Source organism: Helicobacter kayseriensis (assembly GCF_021300655.1).
GTDB lineage: Bacteria > Campylobacterota > Campylobacteria > Campylobacterales > Helicobacteraceae > Helicobacter_G > Helicobacter_G kayseriensis.
Window position 1 is genome coordinate 124,165 of record NZ_JAJTNB010000003.1, and the last position, 24,424, is coordinate 148,588.

Consider the following 24,424-nt stretch of genomic DNA (forward strand, 5'->3'; position numbering starts at 1 on the left):
GTGTTTGCTTTAAATGCCTAGGAATGCTAGCACAAAATTGAAGTAAAAAGAAAAAAACTCAATCTCGTGAGGCGTTTTTGGTAAGTCTATAAATTTTCAGAAAAAGTTCTATTTTGAGTGAATTGGTGAGAGGGTCTTCTTTTTGTATGTTTAGGGGTAAGATAAAAGAGGCGTTGGGCATAGTTTCTTTGATTTTATCGATAAAATCAAAGATCGCTTTTGATCCATTGCTTGTGCCCTTGATTTTGAAATGTGTTTGAAGAAACGAATCTGTTGTTTGAGTTTTGACTTTTTCTACTGTGACAGAAGAGAAAAAATCCTGTGCAATAACTTGGATTTTGGCCTCATCGGTTTTTGTTTCTAAAGATGCTAGAGATTTGTGGTTGTTTTTTTGAGATTCGCTGATGTGGTTACGAATTTGTGCGTTTTCTTCTTTGAGTTTGATTTCATAATATTGTTGCTGCTTAAATGCATTGCGCTTGTCTTGAAAATCCACGATTTTTGGGACAATGATGAGAGAGATACTATAGAAGCAAAAGATGGCAAAAAGAGAGATAAAAACAATATTTTTGACGATTAATTCGGCAAGTTCTTCTTTTTTGTTGATCATTGCTGTGCCTTTATTGGGATGATTTTGCTGACAGAGACAAAGTTATACCAGCCACTTGGAAGAACAAAAAAATCTACTCTGCTTTCTGAAAAAATTGCTTTCAGTGGCGTTCCTAGGAGGAAAATATAGAGTTCTTTGGAGGGTGTAATCCCTTTGAGTGTGAGCATGTCATCTGTGAGGGCAATTGAGTTAATTGTGATTTGATCAGGAATAAGATCAAAAAGATTTTTAGTTGCATTGATGAGTGAAATATTTTGTTGGTTGATGTTTTTGAGCATCTCAAGTTGAGAATTTAAAAAATCAAGCTCTTGGTTGAGTGTGCTTTGGATGTTTTGCTGATGTTTGATGTTTTGTTCAAAATCTTGCGAATAGCGCTCAAAGCTTTTTGATTGAATCTCAAGAAGAGTCCAAAATCCAATAATGACTAAAGTGGAGGCTATGAAGCACAATAGCCAAGAGGCAGTCGTTGATGAAATCAAGGATTTTTTATTGGGAGTGATGAAGCTAAGTCTCATAATGCATTCCTTTGATATTCTTCAAACATAAGCGATGCAACTGCCTCTGATGGGGAAAAGGGCACAATATGCATATCAATCATTAGAGTTTCTTGAATGTATTTGAAAGCATCTGGACTGATTCCATAAGTGTCTAAAAAGACGATTTCGTTGATAAAAGAACTTTTGTGATTTTGGTAGTAATGATGGATTGTTTCTTCTAAAATTTGTGCAATATGTGTGGCTCGCACAAAGTCATTGAGCTCTTCTGCTTTTTCTTGATGCTCCTCATCTTCTTCAGTTTCTGCCTTAAAGCCATCCAAATCTAGCGTGTCAATATCTTGATCAAGATTTTCTAATAGATGATCAAGTGATGAAATTGTCTCTTGATTGGATTGTGAATCTAGCGCCATTTCTTCATCGTGAAGATGGAAAGTTTTTCCGTAGTGGATTTGTTGATGATCGCAAATTGCAAGGGAGAGTGTTTCTTTTTCTTGGATGATGTAGAGGGCAAACTTTTCATTTTTTCTTGCTTGTAGAAAAATAAAAACAAATGGAGAAAATAGAGAATCAAGAGGCCCAATATCTTCATATTGCTTTGCAATCTCTGCACAATCTCTTTTGTTGATATAAGCACTCCATGTTTGAAAAGGAATGAAAAGATTTTGTTGAATGCTGAGTTCGTATTGGATGAAACTTTGGGGATCTATAGAGGGAATTGCTCCTTGATTTTGTGTCTTGCTCATCATTCCAATATAGGTCAATGGATATTTTTTTTTGAAAAAGTAAATCAATTTGAGTGTTTCCATCGCAATGGTGTTGTCAATCAATTTTGTTTTTGTTTTAATGTTTTGTTTGATTTTGCCACCCTTTGTGCGCAAGATATTGACACAGCAAGTCTCTTGATCAAGATTGATTCCAATAAAAACTTTAGAATAAAAAAGTTTGGCTAGGCTGCGTAACACACAATGTCCTTAATTGATTTGTTTCTGTTTTGGTATTTTAAGCAAGATTTATTCCACTTGAATTACAAAAGATCTTGCTCAAGATAGGTTTTAAGAATGGCTTGATTTTCTTCTATAGAGAGGTTGGAATCCAACCAGAGTGGAGGGAGCACATAATAGTCAATCACTCCAAAAGGTTTAGGAAGCTTCATTTTGTCCCAGCTTTTGAGTTGCCAAAATTTTTTTGGCTCAACACGCAAGCCAATGATTTTTTTCTGGCTTTTGAGAGCCATAATGACTGCTCCCTTGGCAACAGAATGATAAGGACCTTTAGGGCCATCTGGAGTAAGTCCAATATTCCAGCCATTTTTGAGTTTATTGAGGGCATCAATCAGAGCCTTTGCTCCTCCTCGTGTGCTTGATCCTCTGATGCTTGTAAATCCATACATCTCATAAAGTCGTGTCGCGATTTCTCCATCTGAGTGTTCGCTGATTAGCACGCCATAGCGGAAATGTTTTAGATCTCTATGATTGAGTTTTTTGAGGATGTGGTGATAAAAAAAACCCTGCATTGGAATCTCTCCATGCCAAAAGGTTGCAATAAAAGAGTCTTGGATTGATTCTTGGGGGATATGAAAACGATGCTTGGAGGTTTTATAAACAAGCCACAAAAAAGCATATAGCACACGAGGAGCAAGGAGAAAGAGAAGTTTTTTTTTGAGATGCTTGATCATTGAGGTAGCATTTCTCCTATGAGGCTTCCTCCATCATTGTGGGCAACTCTCACTGGCACAATAGAGCCTAATGGTAAGACATGATTGGGAATCTTGATGAGGCGATTTGTATCACTTCTTCCCTCACTCCAGACTTGAGGGGCTTCATCGCGATAGTTTTCTATCAAAACAGAATGGATTTTCCCGATTTCTTCTTTTGATTTTTGGGCCAAAATTTCTTTGTGTCTTGATTGGAGTGTCGCAAGTCTTTTGGATGCTTCTTCTTTGGAAATGGGATTGTGAAGTTTTTGAGCTTCAGTATGGGGACGAGGAGAGTAAATGAAACTATATAACGTATCAAATTGCACAATGTTGAGCACTTCCATAGTTTCTTGGAAATCTGCTTCTGTCTCTGTGGGAAAGGCTACGATAATATCGGTACTGATTCCAACATGAGGGACAAGCGATTTGAGTTTTTCAATTCGGTTGAGATACCATTCTTTTGTATAGCCCCTTTTCATTTCTCTTAAGACTTTTGTTGATCCGCTTTGCAGGGGGATGTGAATGCTTTTGCAGATTTTTGGATTGCGTGCAAACTCTTCTAAGAACTCATCATCCATATGGAGAGGGTGGGGAGAGGTAAATCGAATACGCTCAATGCCCTCAATAGAGGAAAGTTCTCTGAGGAGCTGTGTGAAATTAGTAGGCTTGTGCGGATTTGAGAATCGGATTCCGTAGTGATTGACATTTTGTCCGAGTAAAAGGAGCTCCTTAACCCCTTTTTGTGCAAGTTTTTGAGCCTCATCAAGAAGCATTGTTGTAGGAATAGAGATTTCTTTCCCGCGTGTATGTGGAACAATGCAATAAGTGCACTTTTTGTCACATCCTATGGAGATATTAAGCAAGGCTTTGATATCGGGATTGGAATTTTTTGAAAATGCATAAGTGCTATCATCAAAGCTTGTATCAACTTCCACAGCCTTGTCTTGATGGATCACTTGTGTAATTTTGCTGATATTTCTTGCTCCCAAGACAAAACTGACACTTGGAGCTTTTTTGATGATCTCTTCTCCTAGGTGGCTTGCTGTACATCCGCATACTCCAATTTTGGCCTGAGGTTTTTTGATGGCATTGAATTGTCCGATTTCAGAGAAGAGCTTTCTTTCTGGTTTTTCTCGCACAGAGCAAGTGTTGATCAAGATCAAATCTGCTTCTTTTGCATCTTGCGTGAGAGTATAGCCTTCTTTATTTTGTAGTTCTGCGATGAGGTGCTCGCTATCACGATTGTTCATCGCGCACCCCATTGTTTCGATGTAGAGTTTTTTCATTTAGATAATGTGGAGTTCATAGATAAATTCTTTTTCATCTAGCCCAAATTTTGCTTCTCTTAAATGGGCACTGCGTCCATCTTTTTGGAGAGTTTCTGTAAGTTTGAGGAGATCTTTGTGGGTATTTTCATTTGAAAAATATAAAATCTTCTCCCCATCTTTGATGAGATCTTGGATCTGCTTAAGAGTGATTTTTTCGCTTTTGTCTTGAAGGGTTTGTTTAGCGAGTTTGAAATCCATATCTTTCCTTTTATTTGGCTTTTTAGAATAAAGGGCGTATTATACTCCTTTGGATATAAAAGTTTGAAACCAAAAGCTTGCTATAATCTCAACTTAAACTCCAATCAAATAAAAATCCCAAATTTTATGATTGTTAAATGAAGGAAAGAAATGGAAAAGATACTAGATATTGTAGAGCTTATTGCATATGAGAAAGGGATCGAATCGGCTCTTGTGATTGATTTGGTGAAAGAATGTTTGATCAAGATTGCTTCGGAAGAATTGAGTGATGAGGCAATTTTTGAAGCAGAGATAGATGAGAGAGAACGCACATTAAAGTTGTTTCAAAAAATTACAATTTGCGAGAATGGTCAAGATGATTTGAATTCTATGGGGATTGATAAGGCTAGGGAGCTAAATGCTGATGTAAATGTTGGTGATGAATTAAAATATGAAATTAGCCTTGAAAATATGAGCAGAAATGCGATCAATACGCTTTTTAAGATGCTTGAGGGAAGATTGCAAAAGCTTCTTGAAGATAAGCTTTTTGAGCGCTTGAAGGCAAAGCTTGGGAAGATTGTAAGTGGGCAGGTCGTGCGAGTTGATGATGAGGGCAATACCTATATTGAGATTGAAGAAATCAGAGGGGTGATGAGTCAAAAAAACAGAATCAAGGGAGAAAACTTTAAAATCGGAGATACAGTGTCTTGTATCTTGAAACATATGCGATTTGCAAAAGGTGGGATGCAGATTGAGCTTTCGCGAACAACGCCCAAATTCCTCATAGAGCTTTTGACTTTGGAGGTGCCAGAGATTAAAGATGGAGAAGTGACAATTGAGGGGTGTGCAAGGATTCCAGGGGATCGAGCAAAGATTGCTCTTGCAACCCAAAATCCAAAAATTGACCCCATTGGTTCAACTGTAGGGACAAAAGGAGTAAGAATCAATGCTGTAAGCAAAGAGTTGCATGGAGAAAACATTGATTGTGTTGAGTATTGTGAGCCATTAGAGATGTTTGTGGCAAAATCTCTCTCTCCAGCAAGTGTTTTAAGTGTCAAGATCGAAGAGATTGGAGAGAAAAAGAAGGCAATTGTTACGCTTACAAGTGATCAAAAATCCAAAGCGATTGGGAAAAATGGTGTCAATATTCGTCTTGCATCGATGCTAACACAGTGTGAGATTGAGATCAAAGAGGTGGGGGTGGCTGATTTGTTTGAGCAACAGGGCAATATAAAACCTGATGAGGGCAAAAAAGTAGGGCTAGATGCTCTAGAGTCTCTTTTTAAGGAATAAAATGGGATTTTATACAAAAAGCTTTTTATATTTGAGCGTAATTTACTGGATTTCTTATGTGTGTTCAATTTGGGGGAGAAATTTTTCGATTTCTACCTTTGTTGCGCAGTTAAGTGGTTTTTTTATTCTTGCTTTTTGTATTGCTTTGTCTTTTAAGCTCAAGAGGTTTGGGAAACTTTGTTTATATGTATGGCTGATCTTATCGACAGTGATGTTTTTTGTAGATCTTGCATGTTTGTTTATTTTTGAAACCTCTCTTACTGGGGCGATGATATTGACTTTGTGGGAGACAAATATCTCCGAATCTCTTTCATTTTTTGAGCTTTATTCTTCTCAGATTCTGAAGGCCTTGGGTGTAGGTATGGTTTGTATTGCATTGGTGCTTTGTGCTCTAAGGGTTAAGTTTAGAATCAAAACTTTATGGATCATGGGCTTTGTCATCATTGGGGGAGTTCTTGGGGTGTATGAAACTTATCTGCTCGCAAGTCGTGGAATTTCTTCCTGCCAATATCGCAATCAGCTCTTTTTTATTTCTCCATTGAGATTTGGATGCGATACTTATCTTGCTTTTAGTGATCTTAGAGATGCGCAAAAGACGCTTGCTTATTATCAAAAACTTTTAGAACAAGAAGAAACATATTCTGTCCCCCCCCCCTTAGAGGGAATTAAAAATATTGCGTTGATTCTTGGAGAATCAACGCAAAGAAATCATATGCAAATTTATGGATACCAAAAGCCCACGACCCCACGCCTGCAATCCCTTGTAAAAAAGGGAAATTTGTTTGTTTTTTCAGATGTGGTCTCTCCGCATGCTCAAACCACGCTTTCTTTGAGAAAAATGCTCACTTTTTCCAATGTTGAAAATTCTCAAATTCCTTGGTATGAGCAGGGGAATTTGATTGGAAGTTTTAGAGGAAGTGGCTATAGGGTTGTATGGATCTCCAATCAGTTAAATGCAACTCATGGTGGATCAACAGGGATTATTGCCTCTTTGAGTCATGAAACACATTTTGTTTCTGAGTATAAGCGTAATTTTGATGAGGTTTTTTATGATGGAAAATTACTTGAAGCATTTGATCATCTAAAGCCAATGGATTCTAAAAATCATCTTTATGTTTTTCACTTGATGGGGGCACATGCTAGCTATGGGAAGAGGTATCCTGAAACATTTGCCTATTTTGATGATGCGACATTGGATCTTAAGAAGCGCACCATTGCTCGTTATGATAATGCTATTTTTTATAACGATTATGTTGTGAGTGAAATTTGTGAGCGTTTTGCCAATCAAGATTCTCTTGTGCTCTATGTCCCAGATCATGGAGAGGAGGTATATGATGCAAGGGAGTTTGCGGGACATGCTGATGATAATATGAGCCGTTTTATGGTTGAGATTCCTTTCATTGTTTATGTGTCAGATTTATTTAAAAAGAAGCATCCCTTAATTTATCATCAAATACAACAATCTCTTAAGCGTCCCTATATGACAGATGATTTGATCCATACGCTTTTGGATATTGCAGGGATTAGGGTTAGCGGTTTTGATCCCACAAGAAGCCTTATCAGCCCGAGTTTTAATCCTACACGCAAAAGAATCGTTGGAGGGAGTGAGGGGAGGGATTATGATAAAGAGCTAAAATCAGCTCTTTAAATCAAGGTGCAGAGCTACTTAAGTTCTGCCCAATTTTCTCCCAAAGCAAATCCGCACTCTAGGGGAACTTTTAAAGTATAAATAGAGTTCATAATCTCCACGATCTGCTGAGCATGTTGTTGTGCCCCCTCTTGTGGAAGCTCAAAAATCAACTCATCATGGACTTGGATTAGCATTTTGATGGGTGTATCGCGGATGTGAGCAGAGATTGCATTCATCGCAAGCTTTATGAGGTCTGCAGCACTCCCTTGAAAAATTGTATTAATCCCTTCGCGCAAAAAGTTTGATTTTTGAAATTCTGTTGCGCTTTCAAAGTCAAAATATCTGCGATGCCCAAGTAGGGTTTGTGCATAGCCTTGAGAGAGAATGTTTTCTTGTTGATTTTTAAGGAAATTTTTGACAGTTGGGAAAGAGGCAAAATAGCTTTCGATGTATTGCTTGGCATCTTTGAGGGGAATTTTGAGTGTTTCTGAGAGTTTTTTGGCCCCCATTCCATAAATTAAGCCAAAGTTGATTGATTTGGCAATGGAGCGCTTGAGATCATCGCTCTCTCCAAAGATGCTGATAGCAGTTTGAGTATGAATGTCTTGCTTGGTTTGAAAAGCTTGGAGGAGACTGGGATCTTGGCTGAAGTGAGCCAAAAGTCTTAATTCAATTTGTGAATAATCAATGCTTAAGAGCAAATTTCCTTCTTGGGCGATAAATCCTTGACGTATTTTTTTTCCCGCTTCGCTTCTTACGGGGATGTTTTGGAGATTTGGAGATTTGGAGCTAAGTCTGCCTGTGGCTGTCCCTGTTTGAAGAAATGAGGTGAAAATCTTGTGCTCTTGATTAGCAAGCTTAAGAAGAGGTTCAATATAGGTATTGCGTAATTTATTGGCTTCACGATATTGCAAGATGTGAGCGATGATGGGGTGATCATCGATGAGTTTTTCAAGAACCTTTTCTTCTGTGCTATAACCCCCCTTGATTTGCTTGCCTCCTTTGAGGCCAAGTTTTTCAAATAAAATAGCAGAGAGTTGTTGCGGAGAGTTAATATTGAAGTCCTCATGAGCAAGAGCAAAGATTTGACTTGAGCATGTTGAGATGAGTTGAGAAAGTTGGTCTTTGAGCGATTCAAAGAAGGGGAGATTGATTTTGATTCCTTGATTTTCCATTTCAGCAAGCACAATAGAGAGAGGAAATTCTAGGGTGTATGCCAAATCAAGCAAGTGAGGAGTTTCTTTGAATCGTTCTTCTAAAAAGTGATAAAGCTGATATGTTGCTACTGCATCCTCACTTGCATATTTTGAGGCTTCTTCAAGGTGGACTTGGGCAAAATTTTGTCCTTTTTGTACCACTTCATCAAACGCAATCATTTTGTGATTGAACCATTTAAACATTTGGCGATCCAACCCAACATGCGAGCTACTATCATCAAGCCAAGCTAGAATCATCGAATCTAGGATGATATTTTGTGGGGTGATATTGAAATTATTTTTTGTGATTAAGTAGTCAAATTTGAGGTTGTGACCAATGATGGGATGCTTGAAAATCTCTTCTAGAAGAATTTTTGCCTCTTGCTTAGAGAGTTGTGTTGGGGATCCTAGATAATTGTGCAAAAGTGGCACATAATATCCATTTTTTCCATCAAGACAGAAGCTAAAACCTACCATCTGAGCATTTTGAGTGTCTAGCTGATCTGTCTCGCAGTCAAAAGCGATGCGAGAGTGAAGAGGATGGTTTTGGAGGAGTGATAGTGCTTCATCAAATGATTGTATTAGGTGGGCTTGAAAAGTGAATTTTTTCTCTTCAAGCTCGACTTTTTTTTGTCCATTTTTTCGCACAAGTGGCTTTTTAAAGCTAAATGGGCTTTGTTGTTTTATTTTGAGCACAAGACGATCAAAATTGTGCTTCTCAAGCTCTGGAAGGATTGCAAGTAGGGGATTTTTTGAGGGAAAAGCAGTGAGAGAAAAATCTTGAATGAGATTTTTCTCTAAAATAACAAGCTCTCGGCTTTTAAAGGCGTCTTCTTTGCCTTCTTTGATAAGTGTTGCAAGTCGTTTGCCAAGTTGGCTTTCTAAATGTTCTTCATTTGCATAAATCTCTTCAAGTGTGTGATAGTGATTGATCAGTTTTTGGGCAGTTTTGCTTCCGATACCTTTGATTCCTGAAATATTGTCACTAGAATCTCCCAATAGGGCTTGGAAGTTGGTAAAGTCTTGTGGATAAACACCCCATTTTTCAATGCATTCTTGGATATGAATTTCTCTTTTTTTGATGGGATCGTATAAGTATGTTGTTTCATTGATAAGTTGATAGAGGTCTTTATCGTGGCTAATGATTTTTGTCTGCAGTCCTTGATTGGAGGCCCATGAAGCAAGAGAGGCAATGACATCATCAGCTTCATAGTTTTTGATAGAGAGATTTTGGAAACCCATTTTTTCGATCCATTCAATTGCGATGGGAAGTTGTAATAACAGCTCTTCTGGAGCTTTGGCTCGATTGGCTTTATAGTTTGGATCAAGGAGTTTGCGTCGATTTTGTCCCCTACCTTCAAGTGCAAAGACAAGATAATCGCTATTTTGTTCTTTGTAGATGCTGTGAATTAGATTGGCAAAACCAAGGAGTAATCCTGTCGGAAATCCCTCGGAGTTTCGCAAAGGAGGGAGAGCGTAGTAGCTTCGAAAAAAGAAGCCAAATGTATCAATGATTGTCAAAGTTCGCATTTCAATCCTTTTCATGTTTAAGATAAAATTCAAAAGATTAAGCAAAGATGAGGTAAAAAATGATTATAGCAGGCAACTTTAAAACTAACCATACGCGTTCCTCGACTTTTTCTTATTGCAAAGAGTTGGATTCTTTGTTGGGAGCTCAAAAAAGTGAGGTCTATGTTTTTCCTTCTATGTGTGCGCTTCCTTATGATGATTTTGCTCATTTTTCTATAGGGGTGCAAAATGCTTATCCAGCTTGCAATGGAGCTTATAGTGGCGAGATTGGACTGGAGCAAATTCAAGAGCTTGGAATCAATACACTAATGATTGGGCACAGCGAAAGGCGACTGATACTGAAAGAAGATGATGAATTGTGTAAAAGAAAGTTTGATTTTTTTTCTCAGTATGGTATGAATGTGTTTTTTTGTATCGGTGAAGATTTGCAGGCAAGGAGAGATGCAAGGGTATTAGATGTTTTGGCTAGTCAGCTTAAGTCGATTGATTTGGATTATTCTCGCTTAGTGGTTGCATATGAGCCCATTTGGGCGATTGGAACAGGAGTGAGTGCAAGTTTGGAAGAGATTAAAGAAACGCATCGACTCCTTAAGGAGCTTGGATGCAAAAAGGTAATTTATGGGGGAAGTGTGAGTGAGGGAAATGCAAAAGATATTATGAATTTGGAATATGTAGATGGCGTGCTTGTGGGTGGAGCAAGCTTGGATTTAAAGAGATTTTATCAAATCATTCAACAAGGAGAAGAAATATGATCATGCAAGGAAAAAAAGGACTCATCGTTGGTGTTGCCAATAATAAATCTATCGCTTATGGGATTGCAAAGGCATGCAAAGAACAAGGCGCAGAGATTGCTTTGACTTTTTTAAATGAAACGCTTGAGAAAAGGGTTAGACCGATTGCTGAAGAGTTGGGAAGCGCTTCTTATGTATATGAACTTGATGTGAGTAAGCCAGAGCACTTTGTGGCTTTGAGAGAAAATCTAGCCAAAGATTTTGGGAAATTGGACTTTGTTGTGCATTCTGTAGCATTTGCCTCCAAAGAGGCCTTAAGTGGAGAATTTTTAGAGACTTCCAAAGAAGCTTTTTCGCAAGCTATGGAAATTTCTGTTTATTCTTTGATTGAGCTTGTGCGTGAAATGAAACCTTTGCTAAATCCCAATGCAAGCGTGCTTACTCTAAGTTATCTGGGATCAGTGAAGTATGTGACGCATTATAATGTAATGGGTGTTGCCAAAGCTGGACTTGAGGCAAGCGTGCGTTATTTGGCCTATGATTTGGGAAAAGAGGGAATTAGAGTTAATGCACTTTCTGCTGGGCCTATTAAAACTTTGGCTGCAAGTGGTATTGGTGATTTTAAATTGATGTTGAAGTGGAATGAGGTCAATGCTCCCTTGCGTCGCAATGTTGGCCTTGATGAGGTGGGAAAATCTGCAATGTATCTACTTTCTGATCTTTCAAGCGGTGTAACTGGAGAGGTTCATTATGTTGATTGTGGTTATAACATTATGGGAATATGTGCCACAGAAGAAGAGGATGGAAAGATGATTCTAAGCTGGGAGAAAGCCGGTGAGTAAAAAACTTCATTTGATTTCATTGGGGTGTACAAAAAATCTTGTGGATAGTGAGGTTATGCTTGGAAGATTGAGAGATTATGAGATGACTGATGAGGTGGGTGAGGCCGATGTCATTATTGTCAATACTTGTGGGTTTATTTCAGCTGCCAAGCAAGAAAGTATCAATACGATTTTAGATGCAAGCTCAAGGCGCAAAGAAGGAGCCTTGCTTGTCGCAAGCGGATGTTTGAGTCAGCGGTATCACAAAGAGCTTTTAGAGGAAATGCCCGAAATTGACATTATCACCGGAGTGGGAGATTATGACAAGATTGATATGATGATTGATAAGCGACAAGGCTTGCAAACGCACCAAGTATTTTTAGCAAATGAAAACCATCAGCGCGTCATTACGGGCTCTTGTCTTCATGCTTATGTGAAGCTAAGTGAGGGGTGCAATCAAGCTTGTTCATTTTGCTCAATTCCAAGTTTCAAAGGCAAGCTTCACTCTAGAAGCATTGATTCTGTTTTAAAAGAAATTGAGAATCTGAGCAAGCAAGGCTATCAAGATTTCTCTTTTGTTGCTCAAGATAGTAGTTCTTATTTGAGGGATAAGGGAGAAAAAGATGGATTGAAGAAATTGATTGAGGCCCTAGATCAGCAAGGATATGCAAGAAGTGCAAGGATTTTGTATCTTTATCCAAGTACCACAGACCTAGAGCTGATTCAAGCCATTGCAGATTCTAAAATTGTGCAAAATTATTTTGATATGCCTATTCAACACATTAGTCAATCAATGTTGAAAAGAATGAAAAGGGGAGCTAGCCAAGAGAGGCATCTTGAGCTTTTGGAGGCAATGCGATCTGTGCCAAAATCTTTTGTGCGAACAACATTGATCGTGGGGCATCCCCAAGAAAGTGAAGAGGAATTTGAAGAGTTGTGCCATTTTATGGAGAAGTTTGCTTTTGATGCAGTGAATGTTTTTGCTTATTCAAGCGAAGAGGGAACATTGGCCCATAAGATGGAGGGGCATATTCCTCCTAAAGTGGTGAATGCTAGAATTTCGCGATTAAATAAAATTATCCTTGCTCAGCAAAAGAAGCGTAAAAAGGCAATGCTAGGTGAGAATTTTCCTGTGATTGTTGAGGACAAAAGTGAAGTGAGTGAATATTTTTATAGTGCAAGAGCACTGAATTGGGCTCCAAATATTGATGGAGAAATCTTGATTAATGAAATTGCCCTAGATGATGTTGAAAGTTTAAAAGCAGGATATTATGAGGCAAAAATCACACAAGTCAAGGAAGGATACGTCTTTGGGAGTGTGATTGGAAATCTTGCTAAAGAATAAAAGAGGGGCTTATCGCTCCCTCCTTGTTTGAATCTCTAACTAAAAAGAGAATTAACGCTTTCGTCATTATTGATTCTGCGAATCACTTCTGCAAAAAGAGGGGCAACGCTTAAAACCTTGATTTTAGGTGATTTTTTTTGAAGAGGGATGGTGTTTGTGACCACAACTTCATCTAAAACACTCAAATCAATACGCTCAAATGCTGGACCGCTTAGTACAGGGTGTGTTCCTAGAGCCATCACGCTATTGGCCCCGTGTTGTTTTAGGACTTCAGCTGCTTTACACATAGTGCCTGCAGTATCAATCATATCATCGACCAAAATGACATCTTTGCCATTAACATCCCCAATTATATTCATAACCTCACTAATATTGGCTTTTTCGCGTTTTTTGTCCACAATCACTAGATTAAACCCAAGCTGATCAGCAAAGTATCTTGCTCGAGATACACCTCCAATATCTGGAGAAGCGATGATGGGATTGGGGAGATTTTTTTGCTTGATATAGTCTCTAAAAACAATCGAGCCATATAGATTGTCTACGGGCACATCAAAAAAGCCTTGGATTTGTCCTGCATGCAAATCCATTGTGACGATACGATCAACCCCAGCTGTTTCTAGGAGGTTGGCAACAAGCTTGGCTGTAATGGGGACTCTTGGCGCTGCTTTGCGATCTTGTCGTGCATAGCCAAAATAAGGAATGACTGCATTGATGCTATTAGCAGAGCTTCGTCTAGATGCATCAATCATGACTAGGAGCTCCATAAGATTGTCATTTGTTGGAGCACAGGTGGGCTGGATGATAAAAATATCTTGTCCACGCACAGATTCTCCAATTTGGACATTGATTTCTCCATCGCTAAACTTCCCAACGCTTGCGCTTGAAAGTGGAATATCTAAGAATTTTGCAACTTCCTCACTGAACTCCTGATAAGCAGTTCCTGAAAAAATCTTAATACCTCTCATTGTCTTGATTCCTTGGTGATAAACTAAAAATGTAACTTACTCTAAAAACAAAAAAAAGTCTAGATTTTCTATCTTTTCAAGGAGACAAATCTTCTTGGATTGAAAATTTTATCAAGACTAAAGTATGGGGGTAGTGCAATCAATCACTGGGTATTTATACCCTGATTGATTGGAGTGTGGGTTGGGGCATAGAAAGTCTAGGAGTGAAGAATCGCAAATTTCTCTAAAAAGCTCTTATCTATCTCTAATAGATTGGCTTCTTGGAGTTTTTGAATCACTACAGGTGAGCAGTCTGTGTCTTGAGGCCATTCTCTTGTGTGCCCATCGCAAGCCTCCTTATCTGTCGCATCAATATAAGCAACCTCTTTGTCTATATAGATATCTCTTTTGGCATCGATATTGTTTGTGATTCTCCAAATGAGCATATAGGGGTTGTTGAGATTGTTTTTGTGAGAATCAATAGCGATCACAATGCCAAGATGAGCTGAAAGAGGGGAGAGTTTGCAAAGAGTGGGAAGAATGGGTGTGTGATTTTTTTGAACGGAGAGGATGCAAATAGGGGCTTGAGTGTGGGTGTAGTATTGTTTGAGATCTAAAACATGAGGCAGTAGGGCTTGAATCTTATGTTTGAGTTCTTTATCATCAATGGGGTTAAGTCCTGAGCGTTTGATTTGCTCTCCGGTTGCATCTAGTCCTAATTTTCCTCCTCTACCATAGCTTGGAGAAGAGTGATCAAGGGCATCACATATCCCTTCTGTAATTAGCAATCGCTCAGGGCTAAAACGATTGAGAATATGTTCTGTGATTGCAGGATAGTCCAACAATGATGGGGCTTCAGGACCGACAAAAAGGGCATGCTTGACAAAGCTCATTTGTCCCATTCCCCAAAAGGCATGCATAAGTTGCTGGGAGTGGGCTGGGTAGGAGGGAGCAATTTGAGCAAGAATCAAATTGTGAAAAACTCCATTTTCGGGCATATGATAATCCAACAACCCATGAGTTGTCATTTTGAGCATTGGGAGAAATACTTGTTCAGTTAAATAGCCCATATATTTATCTTCTAGGGGGGGCTTGCCTACAACAGTAGCAGGAAAAATAGGCGAGCTTTTGTGCGTGATGGCGCTCACTTCAAGCACAGGATATGGTTCAATGGGGGTATAGTATCCTGTATGATCCCCAAAGGGTCCTTCAAGCTCTAATTTTTGAGGATCCACCCATCCCTCAATTACAAAATCCGCATCTTCTGGGATAAAAATAGGATTTGTGATGGATTGCACAAGGCGTGGCTTGCGGTTTCTGATGATTCCATAAAGTGCAAGTTCAAAAACCCCATAGGGCATTGGAGCCTGCCCACACCAAGTATAGAGAGGATCTCCTCCCAAAGCAATGCTCACAGGCATGGGTTTTTTTGCTTTTTTGTATGCATGAAAAAAATGATTAGAATCTTTGTGGATCTGCCAATGCAAGCCCAAGCGCTTTTCATCATAAATCTGAAGACGATACATCCCTAGATTTTTGAGTTCTCCATCAAGGCTTTGCGTATAAACTTGCCCCATTGTAATGAAGGCTCCTCCATCAAGATCCCAAGTTTTAAGCGCAGGAAGCTCTAAAAGTGAGGGTTTGAGGTGGATGACTTCTTGGCATTGACCCTTTGAGGAAAGAAGTTTGGGGATAGCATGTCTGAGGGCAAATAATTCTTTAGCCTTGCGAAGTTTTTGGAAGAAAGTTTTGGGCGGGGTGAGTTTGAGGAGATTTTGGATTTGAGTTGCAATCTCTTCTGGATTTTTTTGAACAATGAGATTAAGAAGATCAAAAGATCCAAAGATATTGGTCAAAACAGGAGTTTTAAAAATGCGATCTCCTCGTTTGGGTTGAGTGAAGAGCAATGCTTTAGAATCGCTTTTTTTGACTTCAATATAGGAAAGATGAGGTATTTCAAGTTCGACATCTAAAGGCGTGTCGATCACTTTGAGTAGTTTGTGTTTTTTTGCAAGATCGATAAAATGTTGCATCTCTAGCCCTTGGAGTTTTGGAGATATTTTATCAGAAGGAAAGGAGGTGTTTAAGACCTCCTTTTATATGAAGTCAGTTTGTTAGAAAGCCAAACCGATTGTTCCACCAAGATTGAGCATTTCTACGCGTCCTGTTGCAGTAGAAGATGGGGTGTTGACATTGGGTTTTTGCCAGCTTCCTTCAAATCCAAGCACCAAGAATGGCACAAAAGGAATTTCCCAGCGTACACCAAAATTGATCGCATAGGTTTCTTTAAGGGAGGAATCTTGAATAAATCCTCCTTTGAATGTCGAATAACTTGCTCCAACAAAGGGAGTGAGTTTGATAAAGGGGATGCGATATCCAAGAACGCCTCCATATTGAATGTTGTGAATATTTTGTTTGGCAGTTTTGTCTCCTTGAGTTTTTGAGCTAAAACTGCTTCCTAGATAGTCATATTTGACATGTGGAGCAATCATAAATCCAGCAGCTCCTATCCAAAGTCTTGCATAGGCTCCGGCACCAAATGCACTATCGTTTTCAAAATAAACATTCTCTTCGCGACTGCTTGCGGTCCCATTAAATTTGTTGTAACTTAGAGTTGCTCCTACTTCTGGAGAGATCAATACGATTCCTAAATCTATTGCAAAGATAGAACTTGCAGTAAGTCCCAGTGCTAAAATAATCTTTTTCATTATTTTCACCTCTTTTGAATAAAGTTTAGATGTTTGTCAAAGCAAAAATCACATACATTCTATCGGATTTTTGTTTTGTTATTTTAGGTTGGGCAATATTTTCTTCTATCCACGATTTAATATATGATTTGATTCAAAGAAACGACTTGATAAAGGGTAGTCATGCAAAAATATTTTAATCGCGAGCTTTCTTGGGTGAAGTTTAATGCGCGTATTTTGGATCAAAGTTTTAAGCTCGATTTACCCATTCTTGAGAGGCTTAAATTTTTGGCTATTTATGGGGTGAATCTAGATGAGTTTTATATGATTCGCGTTGCTGGATTAAAAAAACTTTACCATCGGGGAATTACAAAGGTGGGAGATGATGGAATGAGTCCTGCGCAACAACTTAAGGCGATTGAGAAGGTTTTAAGATCTCAAAAGGAAGATTTGGAAAAAAGCTATTTTTCTATCCGCAACGCTCTTATGCAAGAGGGGATTTTTATTCTTGATTATGATGAGCTTGATGAGAGCGATCAGCAAAGGGCAAGAGAATATTTTAATCGCAGTCTTTATCCCATCATTGTTCCTGTTGTTATTGATGCTATTCATCCTTTTCCGCATTTTAATAATTTGAGTTTTGGGATCATTGTCAAAATGCAAAATATTAAAAATCCTCAAGAAGTCTCTTTTGCATTGATTAGAATCCCGAGGTTTTTCCCAAGATTTGCAGAGATCAGAGAGGGTGTGTTTGTGACTTGTGAGAGCATTGTTGGGGAGTTTGCAAATCTTGTGTTTGAAGGCTTTAAGATCCTTAATTGGTGTCCTTTTAGAATCACAAGAAATGCGGACTTTGAGATTGAGGAGGAAGAAGCAGATGATTTTATTGAGCTTTTAAGTGAGGGGCTTAAGGCAAGAAAACGAGGGGAGATTGTGCGTCTTCAGGTGGGGAAAAACCACGATGAAAGTTTGCTTGAGTTTTTGCAATCTCATTTGCCCAAGGTGGATGCATATCATTATGATCTTCCTTTGGATCTTGGCGCATTGTGGCAAATTGTTTCTCATCCTCATTTTCCTCATTTATTACATCCTTATTTTTCCCCAAAGATTCCGCAAGTACTCAATGAGGAGGGAAAAATCTTTGAAGTTTTAAAAGAGCAGGATTTGATGCTTTTCCATCCCTACGAAAGCTTTGATCCGGTTGTGCGATTTATCCAACAGGCAAGTCGTGATCCCAATGTTTTGTCTATTAAGATGACGCTTTATCGAGTTGGCAAAGATTCTCCGATTGTTCAAGCACTGATTGATGCAGCAGGACATAAACAGGTCAATGTTCTTGTTGAATTGAAAGCAAGATTTGATGAAGAGAATAATTTGGAGTGGGTGAGGGCGTTGGAAGAAGCAGGGGCACATGTAATTTATGGGGTTGCTGGTCTGAAGGTGCATGCAAAGATTGCATTGGTTTTGAGAAAAGAGATTGATAGAATCAGAGGATATGTCCATATAGGAAGTGGAAACTACAATATGCAGAGTGCAAAGGTTTATACAGATATAAGTCTATTGAGCTCAAGAGAAGAACTTGTTGCTGATGCAATTAAGTTTTTTCATTCACTTTTGGCTGGATTGGCCAAAAGAACCCAGCTTCAAAGTATTTTTATGGCTCCTATGCAGATCAAGCCTAAAATTTTAGATTTGATCAATGGAGAAAGGCAAAGAGGGGAAAATGGGAAGATTATTATGAAGATGAATGCTTTGGTTGATTCTGATGTGATTGATGCGCTTTATGAAGCATCTCAAAATGGTGTAAAAATTTATTTGATTGTTAGAGGAATTTGTGCACTGCGTCCTGAGATAGCAGGTCTTTCAGAAAACATTAAGGTGATATCTCTTGTTGGACGCTATTTGGAGCATGCAAGAATTTATTATTTTAAACATGGAGGTTTGTATTTTGCAAGTGCAGATATGATGCCAAGAAATCTCCAAAGGCGTATTGAGCTTTTGGTCCCCATTGAGCATCCAGAGGCTTCTCAGAGTTTGCTAAATTTCTTAACTCTTCAGCTTGAAGATACGAAGGGAGCATATGAATTGAGAAGCAGTGGAGAATATCAACAAATTTTAGGGGAAGGTTTTGATTCTCAGCAAGAATGTCAAAAATTAAATTTTAAAGAAGCTTGGAATGGTTTTTGAACTAAAATTATAGAAAATCTTGGAGGGGCTCCTGTGTATCAATTGCTGAAAAATATTCTTTTTAAATTTGATCCTGAATTTGATCATCGTGTAGTTGAATTTTGCTTGAAAAATTTTGCTCCATTGCCTTTAATTGCCGATTGGATGGCAAGTCAGTTTTGTTATATGGATTTGAGTTTGGAAAATGAGGTGGAGGGGATGCATTTTTATAACCCTGTGGGACTGGCTGCAGGATTTGATAAGAATGCGACGATGATTGAGGGGATTAGTTTGATGGGATTTGCATTTGCAGAGATTGGAAGTGTGACCTATGTCCCACAGAGCGGGAATCCAAAGCCTCGAGTTTTTCGCTTCGTTCAAGAAGAAAGTTTGCAAAATGCAATGGGGTTTAATAATGATGGATCAAGCAAAATTGCACAAAGAGTGAGAAAGCTTTATCCTTATAAAACGCCCTTAATGATTAGCCTTGGAAAAAATAAAGAAGTGCCTAATGCTTTGAAAAATTATGAAGAGAATCTTAAGGCATTTCAAGATTTGGGAGATGCTTATGTGTTTAATGCTTCATCTCCCAATACTCCAAATTTGCGTGATTTGCAAAATGAGAGTTTTGTTAGAGAGCTTTTTGCAATGGCAAGAAGCTATACCCAAAAACCTTTGTTTTTGAAAGTATGTCCAGATAATGCAATTGATGTGACGCTTAAGGTGTGTGAGAGTGCGATAAGTGGAGGAGCAAACGGAATCGTAGCGACAAATACAAGCACAGATTATTCTCTTGTGCAATCGCCCAAAAACATTGGAGGAATCAGTGGTAGAGCCTTGCGTAACAAGAGTCGTGAAGTGTTTTATGAGATTGCTAAGTCTTTTTTTGGAAAAGCGACTTTGATTTCATCGGGAGGGATTTTTGATGGTGAAGAAGCCTATGATCGAATCAAAATGGGTGCTTCTCTTGTAGAAATTTATTCGGCATTGATTTTTCAAGGACCAAGTGTGTGTAAGAATATCAATCAAGAGATTGCTAATTTATTGAAAGCAGATGGCTATCAAAACATTTCAGAAGCAATTGGAGTGAACGTGAAATGAAAAAAGTCGTTTTAGGATTATTGTGTGCAGGAATGTTTCTTGTGGCTGAAGATGCTTTTATTGATGTGGAGCCTCATTCTTTGGGACAAAATCAGCAAGAGCAAGTGGGGCAACAAGATTCTAATCAAGTTCAACAAGAGGAAAAGCAAGTGGAAGAAAAATCTTTACTCCCAAAATATTTTTCAAAAGTTTTAGATAATGGCTTGGAGGTTTATGTTATTCCTATCGCTAATGGAAGTGGTGTGATTGAAACGAATATTTTTTATAAGGTTGGAAGTCGCAATGAGGTGATGGGAAAAAGTGGGATAGCACATATGCTAGAACATTTAAATTTCAAATCAACCAAAAATCTCAAAGCAGGTGAGTTTGATGAGATCGTTAAGAAGTTTGGTGGGGTAACGAATGCTTCAACAAGCTTTGATTATACGCGTTATTTTGTCAAATCAAGCGCACAAAATCTTGAAAAATCTTTAGAGCTCTTTGCAGAATTGATGCAGAATCTAAAACTAGATGATGCAGAGTTTCAGCCTGAGCGTGATGTCGTGGCCGAGGAGAGAAGATGGAGAACGGATAATTCTCCCATTGGATATCTTTATTTCCGGTTTTTTAACACAGCCTATGTGTATCATCCCTATCATTGGACACCTATTGGTTTTATGGATGATATTAAAAATTGGAAGATTGAAGATATTCGAGCCTTTCATAAGGTGTATTATCAACCCAAGAATGCAGTGATCGTTGTTTCTGGAGATATTCAGCCTCAAACTGTTTTTGATCAAGCGCAAAAGCACTTTGGCTCTATTCAAAATACAGGCGAAGAGATTCCTGAAGTGTATATGATTGAGCCAAAACAAGATGGTCCAAGAGAGATTGAGATCAAAAAGGATTCTCAAATAGAGTATTTTGCTCTTGGTTTTAAAATTCCTAATTTCAAACAAAAAGATCAGGTTGCTTTAGATGTTTTGGGTGAATTATTGAGTGGTGGAAAAAGCAGTCTTCTTTATAAGACTTTAGTGGATGAAAAGCAGATTGCTTCAGAGGTTTATTCTTATCCAATGGATTTGCGAGATGAGGGTGTGTTTTTGATTATTGCTGCTGGGAATGATGGGGTTAAGGCAGAAAAAATGCAAGAAGAAATACAAAAGATTTTGCAAAAACTGCAAGAAGGAAAAATTAAGCAAGCAGATTTAGACAAGGTGATTTTAAATCTTAGAGCAAATTTTATTTATCGACTTGAAGATGCATCAAGTGTGGCATCTTTGTTTGGAGAGTATTTGGCAAAAGGGGATTTAAAGCCATTGTTGGAATATGAAAAGAATCTGAAAAGCTTGACAATAGAAGATTTGGTCAATGTGGCAAAAAAATATTTTGTCCATTCTCAATCGACTTCGGCAATACTAAGGAAATAAAATGATTTTAGGTGCAATGAGCGCTTTAATCACTCCGTTTAAAAATGGAAAAGTTGATTCTCTTTCGTATGAAAGGATCATACAAAGACAGGCAAAATACGGAATGGATGCTTGTGTTCCTGTGGGAACAACTGGAGAATCTGCAACGCTTAGTCATAAAGAGCATATGGAGTGCATAGAAATCGCTGTTAGTGTGTGCAAACAAAATCATATGAAGGTGCTAGCAGGAGCGGGCAGTAATTCTACGCATGAGGCAATTGAACTTGCTCAATTTGCTCAAAAGATCGGTGCAGATGGGATTTTGTGTGTCACACCTTATTACAATAAGCCCACACAGAAAGGTCTTTTTGAGCATTATAAGGCGATTGCTAAATCTATTGAGATTCCTATGATGTTGTATAATGTTCCAAGTAGAACGGGTGTTAATATTGAAGTTTCTACGGCATTAAAGCTTTTTGAAGAAGTGGAAAATATTTATGGAATCAAAGAGGCTACAGGGCTTGTGGAACATATTGTTGCTTTGCACTCTGCAAGTCCAAAAAGCATCATAGCAAGTGGTGAAGATGCTATCAATTACCCGATTTTAGCAAGCGGTGGAAAGGCTGTTATTTCAGTCACTGGAAATCTTCTCCCTGATAAGATTTCCGATCTTACTCATTGTGCGACGGATGGGGAGTTTGAAAGAGCAAGAGAGATCAATGAAGAACTATATGCGATCAACAAAGCTCTTTTTTGTGAGACAAATCCTGTTCCTATTAAAACAGCAATGTTTTTGTCTGGGTTGATTGAAACCCTAGAGTTTCGTTTGCCACTTGTCGCATTGAAAAAAGAAAATTTGACAATGCTTGAAAAAATCTTAGAAAAATATGAGGTGTTACAATGAGTAAAATGAAAGGAAAGACTCTGGTTATCAGTGGAGCAACAAGAGGGATTGGTAAGGCAATTTTGTATCGTTTTGCACAAGAAGGTGTTAATGTTGCTTTTACTTACAACAAAAATGAAGAAGAGGCGCAAAAGATTGCTTCTGATGTCGAAGAACGCTTTGGAATCAAGGCGCGTTTTTATCCACTAAATGTTTTGGAGCCTGAGCAATATGTGCCATTGTTTGCTGAAATCGATAAGGATTTTGATCGAATTGATTTTTTTGTGAGTAATGCGATCATTTATGGTCGTAGTGTTGTGGGTGGATTTGCTCCTTTTATGCGATTGAAGCCAAAAGGCTTGAATAATATTTATACAGCTACAGTTTTGGCATTTGTTGTGGGGGCACAAGAGGCCACTAAGCGTATGAAGGAAGTTGGTGGAGGATCGATTGTTTCTTTGAGTTCAACAGGTAATTTGGTCTATATGCCAAATTATGCAGGGCATGGTAATAGTAAAAATGCTGTTGAGACAATGGTGAAGTATGCTGCAGCCGAGTTGGGGGAATTTGGGATACGAGTCAATGCAGTCAGTGGGGGGCCTATTGATACAGATGCCCTGCGAGCATTTCCAGATTATGCTGAAGTGAAGGCAAAAGTTGAAGCTGAATCGCCATTGAAAAGAATGGGTAGTCCAGAAGATTTGGCTGGAGCTTGTTATTTCTTATGTGATGAGAGTCAAAGCGGATGGCTGACTGGACAAACGATTATTATCGATGGTGGAACGACATTTAAATAATGTTTGATCAAAAACTTATGAAAAATCTTCCTAACGCCCTAACAATTTTTCGAATCTTTTTGGCCATCTTGGTGATGGCAATTATTTTGTATGCAGATATGGGAAATTTCACAATGCGAGTGGTTGCTTGCGGAGTTTTTGTGTTTGCATCCTTTACGGATTTTCTTGATGGTTTTATTGCAAGAAGATATGCATTGCAAAGTCGTTTTGGCGAAGTCTTTGATCCATTGGCCGATAAGATGTTGGTTTTGGGCGTTTTTATTGCGCTTTTGGTCGCAAAGATTGCTTCTCCTTGGGCTGTTTTTTTGATTTTAAGTCGAGAGTTTTTTATCACGGGATTGAGGGTTGTTGTTGCGGCAAACCAAGTTAATGTTTCTGCAGATATATTTGGCAAAATCAAATCCATCGCGCAATATTGGGCACTTGGTTGTCTGATTGTTCAAATTTTGCCAGAGTTTTGGAATCAGTTTTTTTTATGGTTTGCTGTTGCACTGACCTTGATCTCTGGGGTGAACTATGTGCGTAATTATTTTAAGAGTCTTTAGATGAATTTTGTTTTTGCATTGATTGCATTGTCTTTTTTGATTTTTTTTCATGAGTTGGGTCATTTTTTGGTGGCTCGTTTGTTTGGTGTCAAAGTTGAGGTGTTTAGCATCGGATTTGGCAAAAAGCTATTTAAAAAAACATATGGCGATACAGAATATGCCCTGTCTTTGATACCTCTTGGCGGATATGTCAAAATGAAAGGGCAAGATGATAGCGATCCGCTGAGTAAGAATGCAGATTTGGATAGCTATACTTCCAAAACCCCTTTTCAGCGGATTTTGATTTTACTTGCAGGTCCATTTTTCAATATTTTTTTAGCATTTTTGATTTATGTGGGATTTTCTTATGGGAATCATCAGGTGCTTTTGCCTATTGTTGGTGGATTACAAAAAGATATGCCTGCTGAGCAGTCAGGGATTCTTATTGGGGATCGGATTTTGGAAATCAATGGAAATGTGCTTAAGACTTGGTTTGATTTGGCCCATATAATTCAAGAAACTAAAGATAAGGCAACATTTAAAATTCAAAGAGGAGAGGAGGTTTTGGAGGTGGGAATCCTTCCTTTTGAAGTTGAAAGAACCAATCCTTTTGGGGAAAAGGTGAAGATTCCTGCGATTGGAATCTCTCCATCTGGAGAGATGGGGAATGTGTATTGTGGCGTATTTGATGCTTTGAGATTGGGGATTTGGCAGACGATTGCAAATGGAACATTGATCATTCAGGGAATTGAAAAGCTAATTGTTGGAGTGGTGCCTACAAGCGAACTTGGAGGAGTTGTTGGCATTGTTCAGGTGATGAATAAAGCACAAGAAAACGGAATCGCACAATTTTTGGCTCTTGTTGCATTGATTTCAATCAATCTTGGAGTGCTTAATCTATTCCCTATCCCCGCTTTAGATGGGGGACATATTCTTTTTAATCTTTATGAGCTCATTATGCGAAGACCATTGAATGAGAAGGCAATGTATTATTTGACACTTTTGGGATGGGGGATCTTACTGGGATTGATGTGTTTGGGTTTTTATAATGATCTCAATCGGATTTTTAAGGAGTGAGAG

General features: G+C 38.5%; 22 protein-coding genes. 12 read left to right on the plus strand and 10 right to left on the minus strand.

All coding sequences use genetic code 11. The features are described 5' to 3' along the window. Nucleotides 1-58: 58 nt before the first annotated feature. From LW137_RS03925 to LW137_RS03950, 6 genes are all read right to left on the minus strand, one after another. The gene (locus tag LW137_RS03925) at nt 59-610 is read right to left on the minus strand and encodes a hypothetical protein (protein ID WP_233033393.1); all 552 of its coding nucleotides are present in this window, start codon (nt 608-610) and stop codon (nt 59-61) included. Continuing rightward, nucleotides 607-1,125: a hypothetical protein gene (locus LW137_RS03930; protein WP_233033395.1), complete on the minus strand. Its 519-nt coding sequence runs from the start codon at nt 1,123-1,125 to the stop codon at nt 607-609. Before LW137_RS03930 ends, LW137_RS03925 begins: the two co-directional genes overlap by 4 nt. Beyond that, nucleotides 1,122-2,069, minus strand: coding sequence for a hypothetical protein (locus tag LW137_RS03935; protein WP_233033397.1), 948 nt, complete (start codon nt 2,067-2,069; stop codon nt 1,122-1,124). Before LW137_RS03935 ends, LW137_RS03930 begins: the two co-directional genes overlap by 4 nt. Nucleotides 2,070-2,131: 62 nt before the next feature. Further along, the gene (locus tag LW137_RS03940) at nt 2,132-2,782 is read right to left on the minus strand and encodes a lysophospholipid acyltransferase family protein (RefSeq protein WP_233033399.1); all 651 of its coding nucleotides are present in this window, start codon (nt 2,780-2,782) and stop codon (nt 2,132-2,134) included. Further along, on the minus strand, nt 2,779-4,089 hold the full coding sequence (gene miaB, locus LW137_RS03945; RefSeq protein ID WP_233033401.1) for a tRNA (N6-isopentenyl adenosine(37)-C2)-methylthiotransferase MiaB: 1,311 nt from the start codon (nt 4,087-4,089) through the stop codon (nt 2,779-2,781). Before miaB ends, LW137_RS03940 begins: the two co-directional genes overlap by 4 nt. Beyond that, nucleotides 4,090-4,329, minus strand: coding sequence for an HP0268 family nuclease (locus tag LW137_RS03950; protein WP_233033403.1), 240 nt, complete (start codon nt 4,327-4,329; stop codon nt 4,090-4,092). It lies immediately after the preceding gene. Between the two features lie 150 nt (nt 4,330-4,479). On the opposite strand from LW137_RS03950, the gene nusA reads away from it, so the two are divergent. Together nusA and LW137_RS03960 are read left to right on the plus strand one after the other, a co-directional pair. Further along, the gene (gene nusA, locus LW137_RS03955) at nt 4,480-5,601 is read left to right on the plus strand and encodes a transcription termination factor NusA (protein ID WP_233033405.1); all 1,122 of its coding nucleotides are present in this window, start codon (nt 4,480-4,482) and stop codon (nt 5,599-5,601) included. Between the two features lies 1 nt (nt 5,602). Continuing rightward, entirely contained in the window at nt 5,603-7,249 is a 1,647-nt protein-coding gene (locus tag LW137_RS03960) for a phosphoethanolamine transferase (RefSeq protein ID WP_233033407.1), read from the plus strand. 14 nt (nt 7,250-7,263) lie between these two features. Here LW137_RS03960 and polA read toward each other — a convergent pair whose 3' ends face one another. After that, a complete protein-coding gene (polA, locus tag LW137_RS03965; RefSeq protein WP_233033409.1) occupies nt 7,264-9,957 on the minus strand; it encodes a DNA polymerase I in 2,694 nt (897 codons plus the stop codon). A gap of 59 nt (nt 9,958-10,016) precedes the next feature. Between polA and LW137_RS03970 the strand changes: the two genes are divergently transcribed. Genes LW137_RS03970 through rimO form a run of 3 tightly spaced genes read left to right on the plus strand, consistent with a single transcriptional unit; the run spans nt 10,017 to nt 12,854 of the window. Next, entirely contained in the window at nt 10,017-10,709 is a 693-nt protein-coding gene (locus LW137_RS03970; RefSeq protein ID WP_233033411.1) for a triose-phosphate isomerase, read from the plus strand. Then, the gene (fabI, locus tag LW137_RS03975; protein WP_233033412.1) at nt 10,706-11,530 is read left to right on the plus strand and encodes an enoyl-ACP reductase FabI; all 825 of its coding nucleotides are present in this window, start codon (nt 10,706-10,708) and stop codon (nt 11,528-11,530) included. Before LW137_RS03970 ends, fabI begins: the two co-directional genes overlap by 4 nt. After that, nucleotides 11,523-12,854, plus strand: a complete 1,332-nt coding sequence (rimO, locus tag LW137_RS03980) for a 30S ribosomal protein S12 methylthiotransferase RimO (RefSeq protein ID WP_346344789.1) — start codon at nt 11,523-11,525, stop codon at nt 12,852-12,854. The genes fabI and rimO overlap by 8 nt, the downstream gene beginning before the upstream one ends. Nucleotides 12,855-12,889: 35 nt before the next feature. On the opposite strand, the gene LW137_RS03985 is transcribed toward rimO, so the two are convergent. The 3 genes from LW137_RS03985 to LW137_RS03995 form a co-directional block, all read right to left on the minus strand. After that, nucleotides 12,890-13,819: a ribose-phosphate pyrophosphokinase gene (locus LW137_RS03985; protein ID WP_233033413.1), complete on the minus strand. Its 930-nt coding sequence runs from the start codon at nt 13,817-13,819 to the stop codon at nt 12,890-12,892. Nucleotides 13,820-14,016: 197 nt separating this feature from the next. Then, nucleotides 14,017-15,831, minus strand: coding sequence for a menaquinone biosynthesis decarboxylase (locus LW137_RS03990; protein ID WP_233033414.1), 1,815 nt, complete (start codon nt 15,829-15,831; stop codon nt 14,017-14,019). 81 nt (nt 15,832-15,912) lie between these two features. After that, on the minus strand, nt 15,913-16,506 hold the full coding sequence (locus LW137_RS03995) for a hypothetical protein (protein WP_233033415.1): 594 nt from the start codon (nt 16,504-16,506) through the stop codon (nt 15,913-15,915). A 162-nt stretch (nt 16,507-16,668) separates the two neighbouring features. Between LW137_RS03995 and ppk1 the strand changes: the two genes are divergently transcribed. From ppk1 to rseP, 7 genes are all read left to right on the plus strand, one after another. Beyond that, nucleotides 16,669-18,672: a polyphosphate kinase 1 gene (gene ppk1 / locus LW137_RS04000; RefSeq protein WP_233033416.1), complete on the plus strand. Its 2,004-nt coding sequence runs from the start codon at nt 16,669-16,671 to the stop codon at nt 18,670-18,672. A 33-nt stretch (nt 18,673-18,705) separates the two neighbouring features. Next, nucleotides 18,706-19,752 (plus strand): dihydroorotate dehydrogenase (quinone), encoded by a 1,047-nt coding sequence (gene pyrD / locus LW137_RS04005; RefSeq protein WP_233033417.1) that lies wholly within the window; start codon nt 18,706-18,708, stop codon nt 19,750-19,752. 149 nt (nt 19,753-19,901) lie between these two features. Further along, entirely contained in the window at nt 19,902-21,161 is a 1,260-nt protein-coding gene (locus LW137_RS04010; RefSeq protein WP_233033506.1) for a M16 family metallopeptidase, read from the plus strand. Between the two features lies 1 nt (nt 21,162). Then, nucleotides 21,163-22,044, plus strand: coding sequence for a 4-hydroxy-tetrahydrodipicolinate synthase (gene dapA / locus LW137_RS04015; protein WP_233033420.1), 882 nt, complete (start codon nt 21,163-21,165; stop codon nt 22,042-22,044). Continuing rightward, a complete protein-coding gene (locus tag LW137_RS04020) occupies nt 22,041-22,820 on the plus strand; it encodes an enoyl-ACP reductase (protein ID WP_233033421.1) in 780 nt (259 codons plus the stop codon). The genes dapA and LW137_RS04020 overlap by 4 nt, the downstream gene beginning before the upstream one ends. Further along, on the plus strand, nt 22,820-23,365 hold the full coding sequence (pgsA, locus tag LW137_RS04025; protein ID WP_233033423.1) for a CDP-diacylglycerol--glycerol-3-phosphate 3-phosphatidyltransferase: 546 nt from the start codon (nt 22,820-22,822) through the stop codon (nt 23,363-23,365). Before LW137_RS04020 ends, pgsA begins: the two co-directional genes overlap by 1 nt. Further along, nucleotides 23,366-24,421, plus strand: coding sequence for an RIP metalloprotease RseP (rseP, locus tag LW137_RS04030; protein ID WP_233033425.1), 1,056 nt, complete (start codon nt 23,366-23,368; stop codon nt 24,419-24,421). Nucleotides 24,422-24,424 lie beyond the last annotated feature (3 nt).

Bases quoted from the DNA above. Each gene is read 5' to 3' on its own strand.
- LW137_RS03925 (WP_233033393.1), bottom strand. From the start codon at position 610: ATGATCAACAAAAAAGAAGAACTTGCCGAATTAATCGTCAAAAATATT.
- LW137_RS03930 (WP_233033395.1), bottom strand. From the start codon at position 1,125: ATGAGACTTAGCTTCATCACTCCCAATAAAAAATCCTTGATTTCATCA.
- LW137_RS03940 (WP_233033399.1), bottom strand. From the start codon at position 2,782: ATGATCAAGCATCTCAAAAAAAAACTTCTCTTTCTCCTTGCTCCTCGT.
- miaB (WP_233033401.1), bottom strand. From the start codon at position 4,089: ATGAAAAAACTCTACATCGAAACAATGGGGTGCGCGATGAACAATCGT.
- LW137_RS03950 (WP_233033403.1), bottom strand. From the start codon at position 4,329: ATGGATTTCAAACTCGCTAAACAAACCCTTCAAGACAAAAGCGAAAAA.
- nusA (WP_233033405.1), top strand. From the start codon at position 4,480: ATGGAAAAGATACTAGATATTGTAGAGCTTATTGCATATGAGAAAGGG.
- LW137_RS03960 (WP_233033407.1), top strand. From the start codon at position 5,603: ATGGGATTTTATACAAAAAGCTTTTTATATTTGAGCGTAATTTACTGG.
- polA (WP_233033409.1), bottom strand. From the start codon at position 9,957: ATGCGAACTTTGACAATCATTGATACATTTGGCTTCTTTTTTCGAAGC.
- LW137_RS03970 (WP_233033411.1), top strand. From the start codon at position 10,017: ATGATTATAGCAGGCAACTTTAAAACTAACCATACGCGTTCCTCGACT.
- fabI (WP_233033412.1), top strand. From the start codon at position 10,706: ATGATCATGCAAGGAAAAAAAGGACTCATCGTTGGTGTTGCCAATAAT.
- LW137_RS03985 (WP_233033413.1), bottom strand. From the start codon at position 13,819: ATGAGAGGTATTAAGATTTTTTCAGGAACTGCTTATCAGGAGTTCAGT.
- LW137_RS03990 (WP_233033414.1), bottom strand. From the start codon at position 15,831: ATGCAACATTTTATCGATCTTGCAAAAAAACACAAACTACTCAAAGTG.
- LW137_RS03995 (WP_233033415.1), bottom strand. From the start codon at position 16,506: ATGAAAAAGATTATTTTAGCACTGGGACTTACTGCAAGTTCTATCTTT.
- ppk1 (WP_233033416.1), top strand. From the start codon at position 16,669: ATGCAAAAATATTTTAATCGCGAGCTTTCTTGGGTGAAGTTTAATGCG.
- dapA (WP_233033420.1), top strand. From the start codon at position 21,163: ATGATTTTAGGTGCAATGAGCGCTTTAATCACTCCGTTTAAAAATGGA.
- LW137_RS04020 (WP_233033421.1), top strand. From the start codon at position 22,041: ATGAGTAAAATGAAAGGAAAGACTCTGGTTATCAGTGGAGCAACAAGA.
- pgsA (WP_233033423.1), top strand. From the start codon at position 22,820: ATGTTTGATCAAAAACTTATGAAAAATCTTCCTAACGCCCTAACAATT.
- rseP (WP_233033425.1), top strand. From the start codon at position 23,366: ATGAATTTTGTTTTTGCATTGATTGCATTGTCTTTTTTGATTTTTTTT.